A 20214-nucleotide genomic window follows, 5' to 3' on the forward strand; every position below is an offset into this window, starting at 1 on the left:
TCTGAAGGGTGATCGAAGCTAAAATTTGGCCAAGGAGTTCTTGATGGCAGATACACACAAAACCAACGTATTGATTATTGGCTCCGGCCCAGCTGGCTGCACCGCTGCTATCTATGCTGCTCGCGCAGCCCTCAAACCAATAATGGTCCATGGACTTCAACCGGGGGGCCAACTTACGATCACGACGGATGTGGAAAATTACCCCGGCTTCGCAGATCCAATTCAAGGCCCTTGGCTGATGGAGCAAATGGAAGCTCAGGCTAAAAATGTTGGTACTGAAATCCACTATGACATCATTGTCGATCTAGACACTTCCACGCGGCCTTTTGTGGCTACAGCAGATAGTGGAGCCAAATACGTTGCCGATAGCGTAATTATTTCTACGGGCGCCTCTGCAAAGTGGCTCGGGTTGCCATCTGAAGAAAAGTTTATGGGCTTCGGCGTTTCCGCTTGCGCGACTTGCGATGGCTTTTTCTACCGCGACAAAGAAGTGCTTGTTGTGGGCGGCGGTAATACGGCTGTTGAAGAAGCCTTGTATCTAACTAACCACGCTTCAAAGGTTACCGTTATCCACCGGCGTGACGAGTTCCGTGCGGAAAAAATCCTGATCGATCGCTTGATGAAGAATGACAAAATCGAGGTGCTTTGGGATACGGTCCTCGATGAAATTCTAGGGGATGAACAGCCTTTGGGCGTTACTTCAGTCCGTCTGAAAAATGTGAAGACAAATGAAACGTCTGAATTAGATGTCCATGGTGTTTTCGTAGCAATTGGTCACAGCCCTAATACAGATATTTTTAAGGGCAAGATCGACATGGATAAAGAGGGATATATCCTCACCGCAGCTGATTCCACAGCAACCAACATTCCCGGAATATTTGCCTGCGGTGACGTACAGGACAAAATCTATCGGCAAGCTGTTACCGCTGCTGGAACCGGTTGTATGGCTGCCCTCGAAGCCGAGCGCTTCATCGCTGAACATGAATGAAGTAACACTTTTGCCACGCTAACCCCGATTTTGTAGATCAAATTCCATTTTGGTTGTCAGAATTCGGAATCTGGACCTTACATTATTCAATTGGTGATTAATGTAAGGTTTGGACAAAACACGGAACAGCCATGGATTGGGATAAGCTCAGGATATTTCATGCGGTTGCGGAGGCAGGCAGCTTCACTCACGCAGGTGAAACCTTGCACTTAAGCCAATCAGCTGTAAGCCGACAAATTAGTGCCCTGGAAGAAAGCCTTCAACTGCCACTCTTCCACCGCCACGCAAGAGGCTTGCTTCTCACTGAGCAAGGAGAACTCCTTTACCAGACAGCCCATGAGGTTTTTGCAAAGCTAGCGATGACCGAGGCGATGCTTGCAGACACCAAAAGCAAGCCAACTGGGGAGATTAAAGTCTCCGCGACTGTCGGAGTGGGTTCTAACTGGCTAACTCCGAGGATCAGGGAATTTATCGATCTCTACCCAGACATTACGGTCAACCTTATTCTGGCAGATCGGGAACTTGATCTTGCCATGAGAGAGGCTGATGTCGCTATTCGGTTAAGAGAGCCAGTGCAGCCTGACTTGATCATGCGGAAACTGATGACTGTGAAGCACCATCTCTATGCTTCTACAGAATACATTCAAAAAAACGGGACACCGAAATCGCTTGAAGATCTGGTTGATCGAAAAATCCTAGTTTATGGCGAAGAAGCCCCCTCCAGTATTGCGAGTGTTAATTGGATACTCGACATGTTGAAAGAGGTTGATGAAAATATTCAGCCCATATTCAAGGTGAATAACGTTTATGGCCTCCTATTGGCTATTCAAAGCGGCCTGGGTATCGGCAGCCTGCCTGATTACATCACACAGGGCCATAAAGGAATTGTCCGCGTTTTGCCGGAACTGGAAGGCCCTGAATTTGATGCTTACTATGTATATCCTGAGGAACTTCGAAACTCTAAAAGGGTCACGATTTTTCGGGACTTCCTAATCCGCAAAGTTTCAGAGTCTGTTTTTTAGGCACTTGGCCCAAAAACAACAAAAACCTCATATTGTCCCATAATTGCTTAGCCATGCACCTGGCGCATATCCGCTTTGACAATATTCGACTACTCTTTCACCGAGCGATCTCTTAAAAGACGGGCATTGATTGTTGCAACGCAACACTCTCTGTTTCACGACAGTCTCCCATATGTTTCGTGAACATTGCTGCTTGTATTCCTCCCAGTATCAAGCAGCCGTCATGACACACTCATGACATCCCCTGTTAGCTAAGGCCAATCCTTCCTCCCAAGGATTGGCCTTCTTTTTTTCAACCATACTGAACTAGGCTTTCAAACTGGAGTGACATTAACCTTGTGAGAAGCCATGCAGTAACTGCATGGGTGCACTGCAAAAAAAAGAGTGGCAATAAAAAGTGCATTTGCCTATATTCCATTCATCAACGTTGCAATGCAGCATTGATCAGAATATCGACCCCCTTTATCGATATTCTCAGCTACTCGCCTTCCTCCCAGTTGCGAGTAGCGTATCATCCTCGGATGATATACCTCCCTGTTAGACTTACCAGCCTCTGCGAAGAGGCTGGTCTTTTTTTGTCATGAGTCTACTGCATAGCTGCCATGTCAATTCACTAATGGGAATTCTTCGAAGCAAAACCATATACTGAGCATGAGGGCTGAGTACCATTCCCCCCGAATATTACTCCCTCATTTTAGTCGGTCTTATATCTCCCTGTTGGATCGGCAGCGCTTTTTAAAAAGCGCCAACCCTGTAAAATTGTCAGCCTCTAGGGGCTGACTTTTTTTACATAAAGAGCCGCTCTCGCTTGCTCATTCCTTCATATAAATGCGCTACGGCATCACCATAACCGTTGAAAATTTGGGTCGGAATACGCTTGTTCGTGGCAATATCTCGTTCAGTTGCTTGCGACCACCGGGGATGGGGCACTTCTGGATTAACATTTGCCCAAAATCCATATTCACTTGCGATTAGCTCTTCCCAGAAACTCTTAGGCCGTGTCTCACTGAAGTGAAATCTTACAATGGATTTGATTTGCTTAAATCCATACTTCCAAGGCACAGCCAGTCTCAGCGGAGCGCCATTCTGTTTGGGCAATGGTTTTCCATACAATCCAGTCACCATAAAAGCCAAATCATTTGTTGCCTCGGCCATTGTCAGCCCTTCGGTATAGGGCCAAGGATACCAGAACTGGCGCTGACCTGTTGCCATGCTCTTATCTTCAAAAGTCTGCATGACTAAATATTTTGCCTTAGATGTTGGCTTGGCGAACTTGACAAATTCTTTTAGAGCAAAGCCGCTCCAGGGAACCACCATCGACCATGCCTCCACACATCGATGCCGGTAAATTCGCTCCTCGAGAGACATTTTTGCCAACAGATCATCTATGTCGATTTCCATCTCTTTTTCAACAGCCCCATCAATTTTCACAGACCAAGGGCGGATTTTTAGAGCCTGGGCAGCAGTATGAATTTCTTTGTGAGATCCAAACTCATAAAAATTATTATAGGTCGTTGCGATTTTTTCTGGAGTTAGTTCCCGGCCACCCACATAAGCATGATTCCTGGCAACAGGGTAGAGATGGGCACTTGGATCTTCTGCAGCAAACACTGGGCGCCCGAAGGGGGAAAAGGCTGCGCCTGCGGCCAAACCTCCAATCCCCATCGATTTCAAAATTGCACGCCGATTAAGATATTTGCTTTCATCCAGCACATGATTTTCAGATAGCTCCCAGGCCTTCTTCAGTTTGATCAACATTTAGCGCACCTAATTTCAATTCCTGTCTATCCTAACAGGATTGTGCGACCATGGATCAAACTCAAATCAACAGTCTGTGAACCCGGCTAGCTTTCAGTGAAGCTCAGTATCTTTTTGGGTAACAACCTTTTCCGCAAGCGCTCCTGTCAGTTCCTGCAAATGATCAAATCTTGCACTGTAGGTCCCAACTCCTTGCGTGGCTGAACGTATATCGACAATCAAATCCCTCAATTCCTGCTCCGGGATATAGGCTGTCAAAACATCCCAACCAAACCATCCCTCACGACTATCAAAACCCAAAATTTGCCCGCGACGAGAACTGACTATGCCATTAATTTTTGCCATGTAATCAGAAGGCATGGCAATCTCAACACGGCAAATTGGCTCCAAGAGAACGGGAGAGCATTTAGGCATTCCTTCACTCATGGCAATCCGAGCAGCAGATTTAAAGGCATTTTCCGAACTGTCGACAGCATGATGCTGACCATCCAACAACGTGACCGAGATATCAACAACCGGGAAGCCAAGCGGCCCCTCACCCAGATACTCCTTCACACCCGTTTCCACTGCCGGTATGTACTGCTTGGGAACGGAACCACCTACAACCGTTTCGTGAAACTCAAACCCCTTACCCCTCTCAAGAGGCTTAATCTCGATTTTCACATCGCCAAACTGCCCATGACCGCCGCTTTGTTTTTTAAATCTGGCGTGATGCACAATTGGTTTTCGAATTGCTTCTCGATATGCAATTTTGGGAGGCTTGGCTGTCACATTGAGACCGAATTTATTTTTCAGCCGGTCCAGCGCCACTTTCAAGTGAATCTCTCCCTGCCCCCTTAGCAACAACTCCTGAGTTTCTTGCCTGTGCTCCGAAAGAAGTGAGGGGTCTTCCTCTGACATTTTGGTTAAAGCAGCTGTAAGCTTAACATCCTCCTCATGTTTTTCCGCAGAAAGAGAGAAGTCATACACAGGCTCCAATGGAGCCACGTGAGCGGCCTGCCATTTTTCCGTATCTGTAAAAATTTCACCCGTTTGAATATCATCAAGCCTTGCTAAAACAACAACATCTCCCTCTGATGCTGACGTAATTTTCTCTAGCTCCGAGCCCATCATTTTGTACATGCCAGAAAGTCGCCCTAAGAAGAATTTGTCACCATCTTTGAGATCTCCTGACCAGATCCGAACCAGAGACAACCTCCCCCCTTGTGGAGATATGTATGTTTTTAGAACCTGGGCCGCAGGTTTATTGGCTGCGATGTTAAGTTGATGATTTTTTGCGGAAACTGCGTTGGATGGGACCTCATGTCGGAGCGCTTTTAAAAGACGGCGCACTCCATGATCCGAAGCAGCGGACCCTAGAAAAACAGGAACCACATAGCCCTGCTGCAAGTCTGCCTGCAGTAATTCGTAAATCTCTTCCTGCTCTGGCTCAATATCCTCCAGTAGTTCTTCCATCAGATGGTCATCATAATCGGCCAGTGTTTCCAGCATAGTAAACCGCGAAGTCCCTTCCATCTCGGCAACATCTGGGGGCATGTCAATAATTCGGGACGCCTGACCATCTTTGTAGACATATGCCCGTTCAGAAGCCAAATCCACATAGCCTGTAATCGTGCCATCATTCACAATTGGCACCTGCCGCAGAACCAAATCACGACCTGATACTTCTTCCAGCGCCTGAAACAAGTCATGAACGCTCCCTTTCGCGCGATCTATTTTGTTCACGAAAATAAAGGTGGGAATATTCATTTCTTCTAGCATCTTCAAAATAGGCAGCATCGTCATGTTTCTGGCGGGGTCCGGTTCACAAACCAAAATTGCAGCATCCACACCCGCGAGTACATTTCGGCTTTCCTGAAGAAACTCGATAGAGCCAGGGCAATCTAAAATTGAAAATTCATCCCCCATAAAAGAAAAATGAGCGGAGTTGACCTCAACGCTCATTTTTCGATCTCTAGCTTCGCGACTGCTATCGCCAATACTTGTACCTTCTTCGACCTTGCCTTTTCGGCTTATCTCACCACAAATATGGAGCATTGCCTCCATTAGTGATGTTTTCCCACTGGAGTATGGCCCGACGAGCGCGACACTCCGAGGACCAGACGGCTTTTTCATCGTCATATCCTCCTCCCTCATAAATGTAAGAATAACCTAATGTTCTGTAGGTTTCTTGTTCCATGCAAGAGATTTTTAAACTGGGATTCCAAACCGTTGAGTTTTTATAGATTTTGGGAACACTTAAACTCTTTCAGGTAAAACACTGTTTCCAGAAACAAAAAAAGCGGCCGAATCGACGACCGCTTCTTTTTCGGATTTTGGCAGAAGACTTTAGCTAAGACTTGCACAAAACTTTTGAATCCGTGTGCAAGCTTCTTTCAAAGCTTCGGTAGATGTCGCATATGATGCCCGGAAATAAGGGGATAAACCAAACGCATCGCCGTGAACAACAGCAACGCCCTCAGCTTCCAAAAGCTCACTCACGAAATCAAGATCGTTTTCAATCACCTTGCCTGATGGGGTTTTCTTGCCAATGCATCCTTCGATTGATGGATACACATAAAAAGCGCCCTCTGGCTTTGGACAAAAGACCCCTTCAGCGTCATTCAGCATTTGCACAACCATGTCCCGGCGTTCCTCAAAAGCTTTTGCCCGGGTTGCAAGGAAATCCTGCGGCCCGTTCAACGCTTCAACAGAAGCGTACTGGCTGATGGAGCAAGGGTTTGATGTGCTTTGAGACTGAACTTTAGCCATCGCTTTGATAAGTTCCTGAGGACCTGCAGCATACCCAATCCGCCAGCCTGTCATAGCATATGCTTTTGACACACCATTCATTGTCAGCGTCCGGTCATAGAGTGAAGGTTCCACCTGAGCCGGTGTCACAAACTCAAAATCATCATAGACCAGATGCTCATACATATCGTCAGTCAGGATCCAGACATTCGGGTGCTTAACCAGTACATCTGTCAGTGCTTTCAACTCTTCGCGGTTATATCCAGCGCCAGATGGGTTGGAAGGGGAGTTGAAAATCAGCCATTTGGTTTTGGGTGTAATAGCTGCTTCGAGATCTTCTGGTTTCATTTTGAAACCATTTTCAGCGCTCGAACCAACAAACACCGGCTCACCACCACCTAAAAGAACCATATCAGGGTAGGATACCCAATAAGGTGCAGGGATGATAACCTCATCACCTGGGTTCAGAGTTGCCACCATCGCATTGTAAATGATCTGCTTACCGCCGGAGCCAACAGTGACCTGTGATGGCTCGTAGCTCAATCCGTTTTCCCTTTTGAACTTTTCGCAAATTGCCTGCTTTAATTCAGGGATACCGTCTACAGCCGTGTATTTGGTCTTGCCTTCGTCTATCGCCGTTTTCGCAGCAGACTTAATATTGTCCGGCGTATCAAAATCAGGTTCACCTGCGCCGAGACCAATAACGTCCCGTCCGGCAGCCCGAAGTTCAGCAGCTTTAGTTGTTACAGCAATTGTCGGTGAGGGTTTAATGCGACCCAGACTTTCTGCAATAATCGACATGACCTTTTCTTTCAAAATTAAATTTTGTTTCTGCAAAATATTTGCAGTGGCAAACCTAAGCCCACAATTTCCATGTTTCAACAGCAAAGGACTGGTTTTTACAAGAATCCTTTAGAAAAAGCCTGATTGGCAACACTCTTGATGAAATGGTCAACTTTCTGGGACGAACATGAAGCGACCGGGGTCATTTTCGACCTCTTCAAACAACCAATTTCGAAAGGCAACAATCTGCGGCCGTCCAACTGCCTCAAGTGGGCAAACTATGTAGTAGCAACTATCCCCTTTAAGTTCGATATCAAAAGGTTTCACAAGTCGTCCTGCTTTTAAATCCTCAGCCGCCAGCGTGCTTCGCCCCAACGCAACACCTTGTCCGGCCATCGCCGCAGACAAAACCATGGATGAGTCGTTATAACTAACCCCTCTTTTCGGATCGACACCAGAAACACCTGCTGCACTCAACCAGGTTTCCCAATCAACACGCAAGTCATCATGAAGTAGAGTATGGTGAGCAAGATCCGCAGGCGTCTTCAAAGGGTGAGGCCCACTAACAAGCTCTGGGCTACAAACCGGAAACAAGCTGTCTTCCTGCAACAGAAGTTCTGAGTGCAGGCCAGGATAATTCCCGGACCCATATCGCAGAACCAAATCAACACTTTGCCTGTTAAAATCAGTGAGAATATCAGTTGCCTCTACCTTCACACTTATTTCGGGATGCTTCGCTTGAAAGCGACTTAAGCGAGGTAACAGCCAGCGCGCAGCAAATGACGGCAAGGTACTCACAGTCAATGAACCACTGTTACCCTGCGCCATCAGCTTTTCAGTCGCAATTTTTAAAGCTTCTAACCCTTCGCGCACACCCACGAGATAAGATTGCCCTTCATCCGTAAGCATTACGGCCCTGTTCAAGCGCCGAAAGAGGGGGATTCCCAACCACTCTTCAAGACTTTTAATCTGATGGCTGACCGCAGCTGGTGTGACAAAAAGCTCTTCAGCGGCCTTGGAAAAACTCAGATGTCTCGCTGCAGCTTCAAAAACTCTTAAATTATTTAATGGTGGAAGTTTCATGACAGATTAATTTCAGTTTAGTTTTCCTAATCCATCTTATTAGAATCAATCGTTTGTCTTCAAGCATAAATTTTGCGAAAACAGCATCATCGAAACGGATAAGAGATTTATGATCTTGAGCTCCCAGACACGAAAGGAGTTAAACATGTCTACTAAAATGATCAATGCAAAGCAAACAGGGCACTTTTCAGTTAAGCCTCAGGCACCAAAGCCAAGTTTCTTTGAAGCGTTGGCAAGTACAGTGTTGACATGGCAAGAACGCTCCGAAATGCGCCGCAATTTGTCTGAATTGGATTCACGCAGCCTTGAAGATATGGGTCTGACATCTGCAATGGTTCAAGACGAATGCCGGAAGCCTTTCTGGCAAGCCTAAAAGTTCCCAAGCCATCTGGAGCAAAAAACCTTCCTGTCCATTGGTTCTTCAGATGGCACCCCCGCATGAGGCGTCACTTAACTGGCGCCTCTTTTCGTTTAAATTTTATTAATGTCGATTTCGGTTGGCAACCTGCTCATTTAACCCTATAAAAGGGCTATGGCCCAAGAGAACAAAAGCGCAACATCAAACGAGTTCATTCCACACCGACCGGAACGCCCAGAAAAGTCGGAAGGCGGCATTGCATTTCAAGTCGTTTCGGAATTTGAACCCGCCGGGGATCAACCCCAGGCTATAAAGGAGTTGTGCGAAGGAATAACACAGGGCGAAAAAGATCAGGTCCTCTTGGGTGTAACCGGGTCTGGCAAGACCTATACGATGGCGAAAGTTATTGAGCAAGTTCAACGCCCCACTCTTATTCTGGCACACAATAAAACACTAGCAGCGCAGCTCTATGGAGAGATGAAAGCTTTCTTTCCGAATAACTCCGTTGAGTATTTTGTCTCGTATTACGATTATTATCAGCCAGAAGCATACGTCCCTCGCACTGACACCTACATTGAAAAAGATGCGTCTATCAATGAACAAATCGATAGGCTGCGTCACTCAGCCACCCGTGCCTTACTTGAGAGAGATGACGTTATCATAGTGGCTTCTGTGTCATGCATCTATGGTATCGGCTCGGTCGAAACATATAGTGAAATGACGATGACCCTAAAAAAAGGTCAAATGCTGGATCGTCAGAAATTGTTAAAGGATCTGGTTGAAATCCAGTATCGGCGAAATGACGCCAGTTTCACACGAGGCACTTTCCGGGCACGCGGCGACACAATCGAAATCTTTCCTGCTCACCTTGAAGACCAGGCATGGCGGCTCTCCCTGTTTGGAGATGAGCTAGAAGAAATTATCGAATTCGATCCACTGACTGGTGAAAAAACGGGGAAACTAAATGAAATCCGCGTTTATGCAAACAGCCATTATGTAACCCCTAAGCCCACACTGCGTCAGGCCCAATCCAAGATAAAAGCCGAGCTGAAGGAACGCCTTGCCGAGTTTGAAACTCGAAATAAGCTTCTGGAAGCACAACGCCTTGAGCAAAGAACAACATTCGATCTGGAAATGATGGAAGCAACAGGAACCTGCGCCGGTATTGAAAATTATTCCCGGTACCTGTCTGGCCGAAATCCCGGCGATCCACCACCGACCTTGTTCGAATATCTCCCAGATAATGCGCTGCTTGTCGTGGATGAAAGCCATGTCACCGTCAGCCAGCTTGGAGCCATGTACAAAGGGGATGCAAGCCGGAAATCTACTTTGGCAGATTATGGTTTCCGTCTGCCATCTTGCCGGGACAACCGCCCTCTTAAATTTGAGGAGTGGGACTTAATGCGTCCTCAGACCATGTTTGTCTCAGCCACTCCTGGAAACTGGGAATTGGAGAGAACGGGCGGCACCTTCTCTGAACAAGTTATCAGACCTACAGGCCTCATTGATCCGGAATGTATAATTCGACCCGTTGAAAGCCAAGTCGATGATTTGATGGGTGAATGCAAAGAGGCTGCCGCCAAAGGGCAACGTGTACTGGTCACGACCCTCACCAAGAAAATGGCCGAGGACCTTACAGAATATTTTCATGAAAATGGGATTAAGGTTCGGTATCTCCATTCAGATATCGACACGTTAGAAAGAATAGAAATCATTCGGGATCTTAGACTCGGAACTTTTGATGTTCTGGTTGGGATCAACCTCCTTCGCGAAGGGCTGGATATTCCTGAATGTGCATTGGTTGCCATCTTGGATGCAGACAAGGAAGGTTTCCTGCGTTCGGAAACCTCTCTCATCCAGACCATTGGCCGAGCCGCCAGAAATGTGGATGGCCGCGTGATCCTCTATGCCGATAAAATGACAGGCAGCATGGAACGGGCGTTAAATGAAACTCAGCGCCGCCGTGAGAAGCAACAGGCGTACAACCTGGAGCACAACATTACACCAGCATCTGTCCGTAAAAACATCGATGACATTATGGAGAGTGTTTACGAGCAGGATCACCATGATGTGGATATTGGCTTGTCTGATGCAAACAACCTGATCGGCAACAATATCACTGCCCATATTGAGGCACTTGAGAAGAAAATGCGAGATGCAGCCGCCGATTTGGAATTTGAAGAGGCTGCAAGATTACGAGACGAAATCAAACAACTCCAAGATCGGGAGCTTGGAATTGGCGATTCTGGCAAAGGGCAACCCCTTGGCCGTTCAACCGCTGGCCGGATTAGCAGCGGAAAAACACTTGGCGGCAAACGGGGACGAAAGTAGTTATTTCCTCTGGTGTCTCGATTTGACCACTAAAAGACTATAAATCCATAATCTTTAAAAATCTTTTTGGCACCGTCCCCTTTCAGGAACTGATAAAATTCTGACACACTTCCAGAAAGACTTTGGCCGATTTCGGCTGCGACATACCTAATAGGTGTATGCAGGGTCTGATCAATACTAAACAGCTTCTTTACGTCTGAAATTCCGACGACGTCAGTTTCATAAACTATTCCGGCCACAGCTTCCCCCCGAACAACCAGGGCCAATGCACTTTTCACATTCGGCTGACGAAGAAGTCTACCCCTCAACACCTGCCAGACACCGGCGCTGATCATTGCTTCTTTTGCATAACTACCCGCAGGAACATGATCTGGATCACCCACCGCAATCCTGCCTCCCTCAAGCCAATTGGCTAGATCACTGAGTTGTTTCGGATGACTGTCTTTTTCCTCGTCTACAGGAGCAATAACAACAAGCGAATTTGAAAACAGAACGGTGGTTCTATTCGCAGCAACACTGCCCTGATCAATCAAATAGTCAACCCACTTCCGGTTTGCTGAAATATAAAGCCCTACCTCAGCGCCAGCGGCAATCTGCTTGGCCAAGGTTGAACTCCCTGCAAAAGAAAAACGAACTTTTTGACCGGTTTCCCTTTCGTAAAGCAAACCTACCTCGGTCAAGGGGGCTGATAAACTCGCGGCGGCAAAAATAAGGGGGCCTTCCCGCTCATTCGAAAAGGCGGTTACCGCAAAACTGAATATCAAACAGATTAATGGTAAAACAACTCGCATCCCTAAGGCTCCTGCCAGCGCGCCGGCACCACCCAGATTTTAGGTATTGCCTTAGATCCAACACATCTTAATCATAAGATAACGAGGTATGCTAGATGAGACAAAGGGTAGGTTCGATGAAATTTCAGCGCAAGTATTCACTTCTCAATCTAACAATTTGCCTCATTTCCTTCCTTGTTCTCATTTCTCCTGTTCGGTCAGAGGCTCAACCCGAATGCCAAAACATGCCATTTGGCAAAGGAAAATTATGGGAGATTCAAAAGGATAATGGCCCCAAGAGCTACGTGTTTGGGACCATGCATTCGAAAGATCCGCGAATTCTTCACCTCCCTGGGGTTGTGATGCAAGCCCTCAACAAATCAGATACCTTCATACTTGAGACGCAACTTACTCGTGAAAATGTACAAAAAAGCCGCCAGTTAATGTTATCGCCATTTGGTCAAAACCTAAGGGAGCTGGTTGGTCCAGAGCGACACGATGCCCTCAAGCCCATTATGCGAGACTATGGCATGACCATAAAATCGATTGAACAATTCAAAATCTGGGCAATTGCCTCAATTCTGTCGCAACCTCCAAGCAGCAAGTCAGTTTCCAAAGGACAACTCACACTTTTAGATCGGGAACTGGAACGTTTCGCCCAATCTCAAGGAAAAGCCATCCATCCACTTGAAACCGCCGAAGAACAGTTAGGACTGTTTGATAACCTGACAGAACAAGCTCAATTGGAACTCCTGGACGCAGCAATCAAAGCATATCCCGATTTAGATTCAGAACTTGAAACCCTCACCCAGCATTATCTTCGGGGTGAGATCAACTGGTTCTTTTGCAACATGGAGGAAGACTTGCAAAGCGCCAGTCCCGAACTTGTCGAGTTTCTTGAAGAGCGTCTTATCTTGAAAAGAAATGAAACCATGACGAAGCGGATGATTGATAAACTCGAAACATCTTCTAGCTTTGTGGCCGTAGGTGCGCTACACCTACCCGGAGAGCGCGGAATTCTTAACCTACTGAAAATTAAAGGCTATTCTCTACGTCGCCGTTTTTAGATCCAAATTAGCCACTGAAACTTACTGTCGCATAAACGCCACAAATAGTGCGAAAGGTGGAATTACCCCTTTTACTGACTTCTTAGCATGTCTATATACTCTGGTGCCCTCGCAGCGGTGATACAGTGTCTCAGGAGTTTAAATGAAGGATCTAGGTAAGCTTACATCATGATGTATCTTCAGGTTGCTGCAGGTCTGGTCGTTTTGCTGGTTTGCGGCGAATTACTGGTCAGAGGATCCGTTGCTCTGGCAGAGCAGTTTAATATTTCCAAACTGATTATCGGCTTTACCATTGTCGCATTCGGCACTTCCGCTCCGGAGCTTGTTGTCTGTGTGCAAGCCGCTCTTGATGGCGCCTCAGGCATTGCTGTAGGGAATGTCGTGGGCAGTAATATTGCCAATATTCTTCTTGTGCTAGGTGCACCTGCAATCATCTATCCCCTAACCTGTGACAATCAATCTGCAATCCGGGACACCCTTATTGTAATCGGTGGCTCTCTTCTTTTCACAGTTCTGGCTTGGACCGGCGCCATCGCATTCTGGCAGGGTTTTATACTGACAAGTGTCCTGGTTGCGGTCATGTATATGGCGTATCGGCGGGCGAAAAAAGAAGGAGATCTTGCAGCTGATGAGGCGTTGGAAGAATATGAGGAAAACATGCCCAAAACCCCTTGGGTCAGTTTCCTTTTCATTCTGGGTGGCCTTGCAGGCCTTGTTCTGGGCTCCCGTCTCCTTGTGCTTGGCGCAGTTAATATTGCGACTACGGCTGGCGTTTCAGAAGAAATCATCGGCTTGACACTTGTTGCCCTTGGGACTTCTTTACCGGAACTTGCCACGTCCCTGATTGCTGCCTTCAGACGCCATGGCGATGTTGCGATCGGAAATGTGCTTGGATCGAATCTATTTAATATCACTGGGATTATTGGGGTTACAGCCATGATCAAGCCGATGACGGCACCTCAGCAGATCCTCTCTTTTGACCTCTTTGTAATGCTACTCGCATCAGCTCTTTTAATTGGCCTCTTTTTCTTGAAAAAGCCAATTGGCCGCATTGCAGGGATAGGCCTTTTGTTTGGCTATGTAGCATATGTTCTTTCTCAATTTTATGGTATGTCTGGTGTTTATTCAGTGGCAAGCATCTAGAGCTTCGCCTCATCGAACCAGAAATAACAACAGAGACTGAGATCCATATTTCAAATGGAAAAACATGCTTTCATTTCCGGCGCAGCAAAGCGGATCGGAAAAGCTATTGCACTTAACTTGGCTCGCAATGGCTGGAATATATCAATACATCACAACAAATCTGCTGATGATGCTCTTAGCCTGAAATCCGAGTTGGAAGAAATAGGTGTCAGAGCGGCGCTTGCACCCGCTGATTTATCCAATTCGGACGAAATTAAAGTCTGCTTTGAAAATGCTGCTCGAAAGCTGGGCCCTATAAATACGCTGATTAATAATGCATCCGTGTTCGATAAAGATGATCTTCCCAGTCTCACTGACACGTCTTTCACAAACCATATGCAAACAAATTTATTAGCGCCGGTTCTCCTTACACAAGCGTTTGCCTCCCAGGACAATTTGGATCAGTTAGAAGACCCGACTGTTATCAACATCATTGATCAGCGAGTTTTCAACCTGAGACCTGGCTTTATGTCTTATACGCTTAGTAAATCAGCCCTATGGACTTTTACCCAAACGGCAGCAATGGAACTCGCGCCGGCAATACGCGTAAATGCGATCGGCCCGGGTCCCACTTTGCCAAGCAAACGCCAGACACCTGAACAATTCAAGCGGCAAATCGAGCAAGTACCCCTGAAACGAGGGGCCAGCCCAGAAGAAATTTCCGAAGGCGTTCAGTTTCTGCTAAAAAGCAGATCAATTACCGGTGAGTTCCTTGCCATGGATGGCGGACAACACTTACCGTACACGATTATGACCGAGGAAGAGTAACATGAGCCTGATGGACCCCAAGGAAGTAACACATCTTCCCATAGCAGTATCGGCACCCTCAACTCACCGCGTATTTATACATGACCTACTAGTCACTATGCTGATCGGGGTTTATGAGCATGAAAAACTTGCCGAGCAACCTGTCCGACTAAATATTGTGCTTGAAGTTGAAAATCATGACGGGCCGATCAATGACGACTATCGTAATGTCATCTGCTACGAAACAATCGCAAAAGCGGTTGAGAAGCTCGTAAAAGAAGAACATATCAACCTTGTTGAAACACTGGCCGAAAAGATCACTGATATCTGCTTCAAGAATCGGCGAATAGTGAGTGTGACTGTAAAAGTAGAGAAATTGCAGGCTTTGCAGAATGCTGGAAGCGTTGGTGTCGAAATCACAAGAACACGTGATTAGCAACTCAAAAATCCAGTTTTTTCTTAATACTTAGCTATAGTTGTGCACAGCAACCAGAAGTGCCCATGAAACAGTGCAAAACAGTTTGAAAAAAGTAACAAATCTTGGTTTGCGATCCTTGACTTTTAAATAACTGAATAAAATCAATAACTTACATTATTGACTAAAAATTAGGCAGCAAGGAGCAACGTCAAGGTTTATAGGGGGTTTAGATCAATCCCACAGACTTACGCACAAAGTTATCCACAGGTTCGGTGGATAGTGTCAAAAAACTGTAAACTCAGAATTTTAAAAAATAACATAAACGCTAATGTGTCTTGTTATTAAGTAGCTTAGACCAACTTGTTAAAAGTAACCTTTCATCTTGACCCTTAAAACGAAGCGTTGAATCAATAGGAAATGACAGAATCAGCACTCGAAAACCAAGAATCCTCTTTTGCCAGAGGTTCAAACGTCATTAAGCGGTTTTTGAAAACACTTCCGTCCACACCCGGCGTATATCGGATGCTCGATAAGAATGAGCAGGTACTATATGTAGGGAAGGCCAAAAACCTAAAAAACAGGGTCAGCAGCTACACAAAAATAACAGGACAATCATCCCGCATCCTGAGAATGGTTTCCTTAACTTATGCGATGGAGTTTGTCTCCACGCACACTGAAGTGGAAGCCCTACTTCTTGAAGCAAACCTAATCAAGAAGCTGAAACCCCGCTACAACATCATCCTGAGAGATGATAAATCCTTCCCCTACATTTTGATAACAGGCGATCATGATTGGCCGCAAATTACAAAACATCGTGGCGCTCGCAATCGAAAAGGGGAATATTTTGGTCCCTTTGCTTCAGCCGGCGCCGTCAACGATACTCTAGCAACTTTCCAACGGCTTTTCCCATTGCGCTCCTGCAGCGACTCAGATTTCAACACGCGTACACGTCCTTGTCTGCAATACCAAATCAAAAGATGTTCCGCGCCTTGCGTTGGCCGAATTTCCGAAGAGGACTACAAAGTGATTGTTGATGAGGCGCGCTCCTTTCTTTCCGGAAAAAGCCACGCCATCCAGCAACAGCTGGCAGATCGGATGCAAACCGCTAGTGACAATCTGGACTTTGAACTAGCTGCAGTCTTACGCGATCGCCTCAAAGCGATGGCCCATATCCAGGCCAAGCAGACCATAAATCTTCCCAATATTGATGAAGCAGATGTAATTGCGGCTCACCAGGAAGGTGGGCAAACATGCGTTCAGGTCTTCTTTATTCGATCCGGCCAAAACTTAGGAAACCGAGCTCACTACCCAAGCCATACAAAAGAGGAAGGCCCAGAAGAAGTCCTGGGTGCATTTATTGGGCAGTTTTACGACACGCATCCAGCGCCCAAGAATATCTGGGTTAGCCACACACCGTCCGAGGTGACTCTACTAAGCGAAGCTCTCTCCGTCAGAGCGGAGAAAAAGATTGAAATTTCCACTCCCAAACGAGGCCCAAAGAGGGAAATGCTTGATCATGCTCTCTTGAATGCACGGGGAGCGTTGGAGCGTAAACTCGCAGAAAATGCATCTCAGAAACGGCTGCTTGAGGCGGTAGGAAAGCTTTTTGAAATGGAAAAAGCACCGCAAAGAATTGAAGTTTATGACAACAGCCATATCCAGGGTTCTCATCAGGTAGGCGCCCTTATTGTCGCTGGACCAGAAGGGTTTGAGAAAAAAAGTTATCGTAAATTCAACATTAAAGACAAGGACCTAGCACCAGGCGATGACTACGGCATGATGCGGGAAGTCCTGTCGCGGCGGTTTTCAAGACTCCAAAAAGAAGACCCTGATAGGATTGGCGAAGGCTCCGGCTCACGTGAGCAATGGCCTGATCTTGTCCTAATTGATGGCGGTCTTGGTCAATTGTCAGCAGCACTTGAGGTATTCAATAATCTCGACATCCAAGATGTTAAGCTTGCTGGTATCGCCAAAGGCCCGGATCGACACGCCGGGCGGGAAAGATTTTTCTTACCTGGTAAATCACCCTTTTCTTTACCTCAAAATGATCCAACCCTTTATTTTCTTCAGCGTCTTCGCGATGAAGTCCACAACTATGCCATTACAACCCACAGAGCAAAACGATCCAAAGCAATTGGGAAGTCTCCTCTCGATGAAATTCCTGGCATAGGTGGCAAACGGAAAAAAGCGCTGCTTAATCATTTTGGTTCTGCAAAAGGTGTCCTTGACGCCGCTTTAGCAGATCTTGAGTCCGTTGAAGGGATCTCCAAAAAACTTGCAAAGCAGATCCACGATTATCTCCATGAATAATCTTTTAAAAATCACTCCTTTCCCTCTTTAAAACCTGCTCCTATACTGCCCGCTAGATCAATACTCCAGTTGGGTTCTTGGGCATGTTATTTCGGTTGCCAAATTTATTGACGCTATCACGCATTGCTGTCATTCCACTCTTGCTTGCATCCTTTTATCTGCCGGGCGATGCGTCCAGTTGGGTTCCGCTGGGGCTATTTATAGCAGCTGGGATTACGGATTTCTTCGATGGTTATTTGGCACGCCGCAATAAACAAACCTCAAACCTTGGACGATTTTTAGATCCTGTAGCCGATAAACTTCTTGTCGCTGCGGCACTCTTATTTTTGGTTGGTGTAGATCGAATTACTGACTGGCAATTGATCCCCGCCGTGATCATCCTATGCCGAGAAATTATGGTATCCGGGCTTCGAGAATATTTAGCTGAGCTGAGGGTTGGAATGCCTGTTAGCCGGTTGGCAAAATGGAAAACCACGTTTCAGATTCTAGCGCTTTGTTTCCTATTAGGTGGCCCGGCTGTTCAGAAGAGTTTTGATGCATTGCTAGTTGGGAATATCCTACTTTGGCTTGCAGGGCTTTTAACCGTATGGACTGGTTATGACTACTTGCGGCTCGGCCTACAGCACATGATGGATCAGGATGGTCGCTAAGCGTCAGATATTTGGTATTTCTGGTTGGAGCGGGAATGGAAAAACACATCTCATTACTCGTCTTATTCCGGAGCTGAATGAAAGAGGCATCAGTGTCTCCACAATCAAGCACGCGCATCATAAATTTGACATCGACAAGCCGGGAAAAGATAGCTTTGAGCATCGCTTAGCGGGCGCAAAAGAAGTTGTAATTTCCTCAACCCACCGCTGGGCACTCATGCATGAAAACAAAGAAGCCAGCGAAGCGACATTGAAAGAACTTCTCACTTCAATGAGCGAAACTGATCTCATTTTGATAGAGGGCTTCAAAAGCGAAAACTTTCCAAGAATTGAAGTCTTCCGTGGTGTTGGAACCCAAGATCCCTTGTTTTTAGAGAATAAGAATGTTGTAGCCGTTGCAACCACATTAAGGGAGCTTGACACCGACCTGCCAATTCTTGACTTGGATAACGTAAAGTCGATCGCGGATTTTATTGTTGATTTCCTGGCAGACAAAAAGAGCGAAACACGGCCTTCCAGAGAAATCAATGATTGCTATGCCGCACCAGATCAGATGGTCAGTGTAGAGGAAGCTCAAACCCTTATTCTGAATACAACGAATTGTATCAGTGAAAACACAACCTCAACACTACATGAAAGTCTCGGTAAAATAATATCTGAAGACATCGCGTCCCCCATTAACCTGCCTCCCGCTGATAACTCCGCGGTAGATGGTTATGCATTTAATTATGCGGACTATGAAAACTCTTCGGACCTCATCCTGAAATGTGTTGGTCGCACTGCTGCAGGAGACGCTCCCCATTCAAATTTACAACCTGGCGAATGCATCAAAATATTCACCGGTGCTCAAATGCCAAGAGGCGCGGACACAGTTGCGATGTTAGAAGACGTAACTGTAGATGGAAATACCGTGACCCTCCCTTCCGGACTAAGAGAAGGTGTCAATCGTCGTATAGCCGGGGAAGACATTAAACTTGGTGAGCTTGCGATCCCGAAAGGCACATTATTGAGCCCACCACATATTGGTCGTTTGGCCAGCTTAGGGATTTTCAAAGTCCCAGTTTTCTCTCCTCTAAATGTAGCTCTTTTTTCCACAGGCAATGAGCTCCAGGAACCTGGAAGCATACTTGAAACAGGTCACATATATGACAGTAATCGCTATATGCTTGAGGCAATCCTAAGATCATATGGCATTAAAATTACAGATTACGGCATTCTTCCAGATGATCCGGATCTGCTCCAATCAAAACTCAAAGAAGCCTCAATTGAAAATGATCTATTGATCACATCTGGGGGCGTTTCAATGGGTGAGGAAGACCATGTAAAGAGCGCAGTTCGCAATCTAGGAAACCTTCATTTTTGGAAAATTGCTATCAAGCCGGGGCGCCCACTTGCAATTGGTCACATTGGAGCCGCTATTTTTGTTGGGCTTCCGGGCAATCCAGTTGCAGCTATGGTTTGTTGCCTTCAATTTATTCGGCCAATAATTGCCAAACTCAGGGGGGAGAGCTATCGCCCGCCAACGCCAATCATTGCTAAAGCCGCCTTTTCCATGACGAAAAAACCTGGACGCATGGAATGGTTGAGAGGACAATATTCTATGGATGCACAAGGCACACCCAGAGTTGCAAAATTTTACAGTCAAGGATCTGGACTGATTACTTCCTTGACCTGGGCCAATGGATTGATTGAACTTGACGCAGATTGCACACATGTCTCAGAAGATGATAATGTAAAATTCATACCCCTGTCAGAGTTGTATAGATGAAGATACTTTATTTTGCTTGGCTTAGAACGCAGATCGGCTCACCAGAAGAAGACGTGACCCCTCCTCCTGAAGTGAACACTCTCTATGGGCTCATCGATTGGCTAAAAGCAAAAGGAGAGCCTTACCAGTCAGCTCTCTCAGATCTCTCCGTCGTTCGAATTGCTGTCAATCAGGAATATGTAACGGAAGATATACCCCTAAATGGAACAGAAGAAGTTGCGTTCTTCCCACCTGTAACAGGAGGCTGAT

Annotated in this window: 17 protein-coding genes; 12 read left to right on the plus strand and 5 right to left on the minus strand. The window is 46.3% G+C overall.

Annotated elements, in window-relative coordinates; translation table 11 throughout:
- The first annotated feature begins 43 nt into the window (after positions 1-43).
- Both trxB and HH301_RS16385 read left to right on the plus strand, forming a co-directional pair.
- Positions 44-988 (plus strand): thioredoxin-disulfide reductase, encoded by a 945-nt coding sequence (trxB, locus tag HH301_RS16380; RefSeq protein ID WP_169570123.1) that lies wholly within the window; start codon positions 44-46, stop codon positions 986-988.
- Positions 989-1119: 131 nt separating this feature from the next.
- Positions 1120-2010 carry a LysR family transcriptional regulator gene (locus tag HH301_RS16385; protein ID WP_169570124.1) on the plus strand — a complete coding sequence of 297 codons (891 nt, stop codon included), beginning with the start codon at positions 1120-1122 and terminating at the stop codon, positions 2008-2010.
- 786 nt (positions 2011-2796) lie between these two features.
- On the opposite strand, the gene msrP is transcribed toward HH301_RS16385, so the two are convergent.
- The 4 genes from msrP to HH301_RS16405 form a co-directional block, all read right to left on the minus strand.
- On the minus strand, positions 2797-3768 hold the full coding sequence (msrP, locus tag HH301_RS16390) for a protein-methionine-sulfoxide reductase catalytic subunit MsrP (protein ID WP_169570125.1): 972 nt from the start codon (positions 3766-3768) through the stop codon (positions 2797-2799).
- Positions 3769-3861: 93 nt separating this feature from the next.
- The gene (locus HH301_RS16395) at positions 3862-5889 is read right to left on the minus strand and encodes an elongation factor G (protein WP_169570126.1); all 2028 of its coding nucleotides are present in this window, start codon (positions 5887-5889) and stop codon (positions 3862-3864) included.
- A 207-nt stretch (positions 5890-6096) separates the two neighbouring features.
- On the minus strand, positions 6097-7299 hold the full coding sequence (locus HH301_RS16400; protein WP_169570127.1) for a pyridoxal phosphate-dependent aminotransferase: 1203 nt from the start codon (positions 7297-7299) through the stop codon (positions 6097-6099).
- A gap of 150 nt (positions 7300-7449) precedes the next feature.
- Positions 7450-8364: a transcriptional regulator GcvA gene (locus HH301_RS16405; protein ID WP_169570128.1), complete on the minus strand. Its 915-nt coding sequence runs from the start codon at positions 8362-8364 to the stop codon at positions 7450-7452.
- A 145-nt stretch (positions 8365-8509) separates the two neighbouring features.
- Here HH301_RS16405 and HH301_RS16410 point away from each other — a divergent pair, with 145 nt between their 5' ends.
- On the plus strand, positions 8510-8737 hold the full coding sequence (locus HH301_RS16410; protein WP_169570129.1) for a DUF1127 domain-containing protein: 228 nt from the start codon (positions 8510-8512) through the stop codon (positions 8735-8737).
- 159 nt (positions 8738-8896) lie between these two features.
- Positions 8897-11053, plus strand: a complete 2157-nt coding sequence (uvrB, locus tag HH301_RS16415) for an excinuclease ABC subunit UvrB (protein ID WP_169570130.1) — start codon at positions 8897-8899, stop codon at positions 11051-11053.
- A gap of 29 nt (positions 11054-11082) precedes the next feature.
- On the opposite strand, the gene modA is transcribed toward uvrB, so the two are convergent.
- Positions 11083-11844, minus strand: a complete 762-nt coding sequence (gene modA, locus HH301_RS16420) for a molybdate ABC transporter substrate-binding protein (protein ID WP_169570131.1) — start codon at positions 11842-11844, stop codon at positions 11083-11085.
- 116 nt (positions 11845-11960) lie between these two features.
- Here modA and HH301_RS16425 point away from each other — a divergent pair, with 116 nt between their 5' ends.
- From HH301_RS16425 to moaD, 8 genes are all read left to right on the plus strand, one after another.
- Complete coding sequence (locus tag HH301_RS16425) at positions 11961-12890, plus strand: TraB/GumN family protein (RefSeq protein ID WP_169570132.1); 930 nt, start codon at positions 11961-11963, stop codon at positions 12888-12890.
- A 168-nt stretch (positions 12891-13058) separates the two neighbouring features.
- A complete protein-coding gene (locus HH301_RS16430) occupies positions 13059-14033 on the plus strand; it encodes a calcium/sodium antiporter (RefSeq protein WP_169570133.1) in 975 nt (324 codons plus the stop codon).
- Between the two features lie 54 nt (positions 14034-14087).
- A complete protein-coding gene (locus HH301_RS16435; protein WP_169570134.1) occupies positions 14088-14840 on the plus strand; it encodes an SDR family oxidoreductase in 753 nt (250 codons plus the stop codon).
- A gap of 1 nt (position 14841) precedes the next feature.
- A complete protein-coding gene (gene folB / locus HH301_RS16440) occupies positions 14842-15255 on the plus strand; it encodes a dihydroneopterin aldolase (RefSeq protein ID WP_169570135.1) in 414 nt (137 codons plus the stop codon).
- Positions 15256-15654: 399 nt separating this feature from the next.
- Positions 15655-17547: an excinuclease ABC subunit UvrC gene (gene uvrC, locus HH301_RS16445; protein ID WP_169570136.1), complete on the plus strand. Its 1893-nt coding sequence runs from the start codon at positions 15655-15657 to the stop codon at positions 17545-17547.
- 83 nt (positions 17548-17630) lie between these two features.
- On the plus strand, positions 17631-18197 hold the full coding sequence (pgsA, locus tag HH301_RS16450; RefSeq protein WP_169570137.1) for a CDP-diacylglycerol--glycerol-3-phosphate 3-phosphatidyltransferase: 567 nt from the start codon (positions 17631-17633) through the stop codon (positions 18195-18197).
- The gene (locus HH301_RS16455; protein ID WP_169570138.1) at positions 18187-19965 is read left to right on the plus strand and encodes a bifunctional molybdopterin-guanine dinucleotide biosynthesis adaptor protein MobB/molybdopterin molybdotransferase MoeA; all 1779 of its coding nucleotides are present in this window, start codon (positions 18187-18189) and stop codon (positions 19963-19965) included. Before pgsA ends, HH301_RS16455 begins: the two co-directional genes overlap by 11 nt.
- A complete protein-coding gene (moaD, locus tag HH301_RS16460; protein WP_169570139.1) occupies positions 19962-20213 on the plus strand; it encodes a molybdopterin converting factor subunit 1 in 252 nt (83 codons plus the stop codon). Before HH301_RS16455 ends, moaD begins: the two co-directional genes overlap by 4 nt.
- Position 20214 lies beyond the last annotated feature (1 nt).

This window comes from Sneathiella limimaris (assembly GCF_012932565.1).
Lineage (GTDB): Bacteria > Pseudomonadota > Alphaproteobacteria > Sneathiellales > Sneathiellaceae > Sneathiella > Sneathiella limimaris.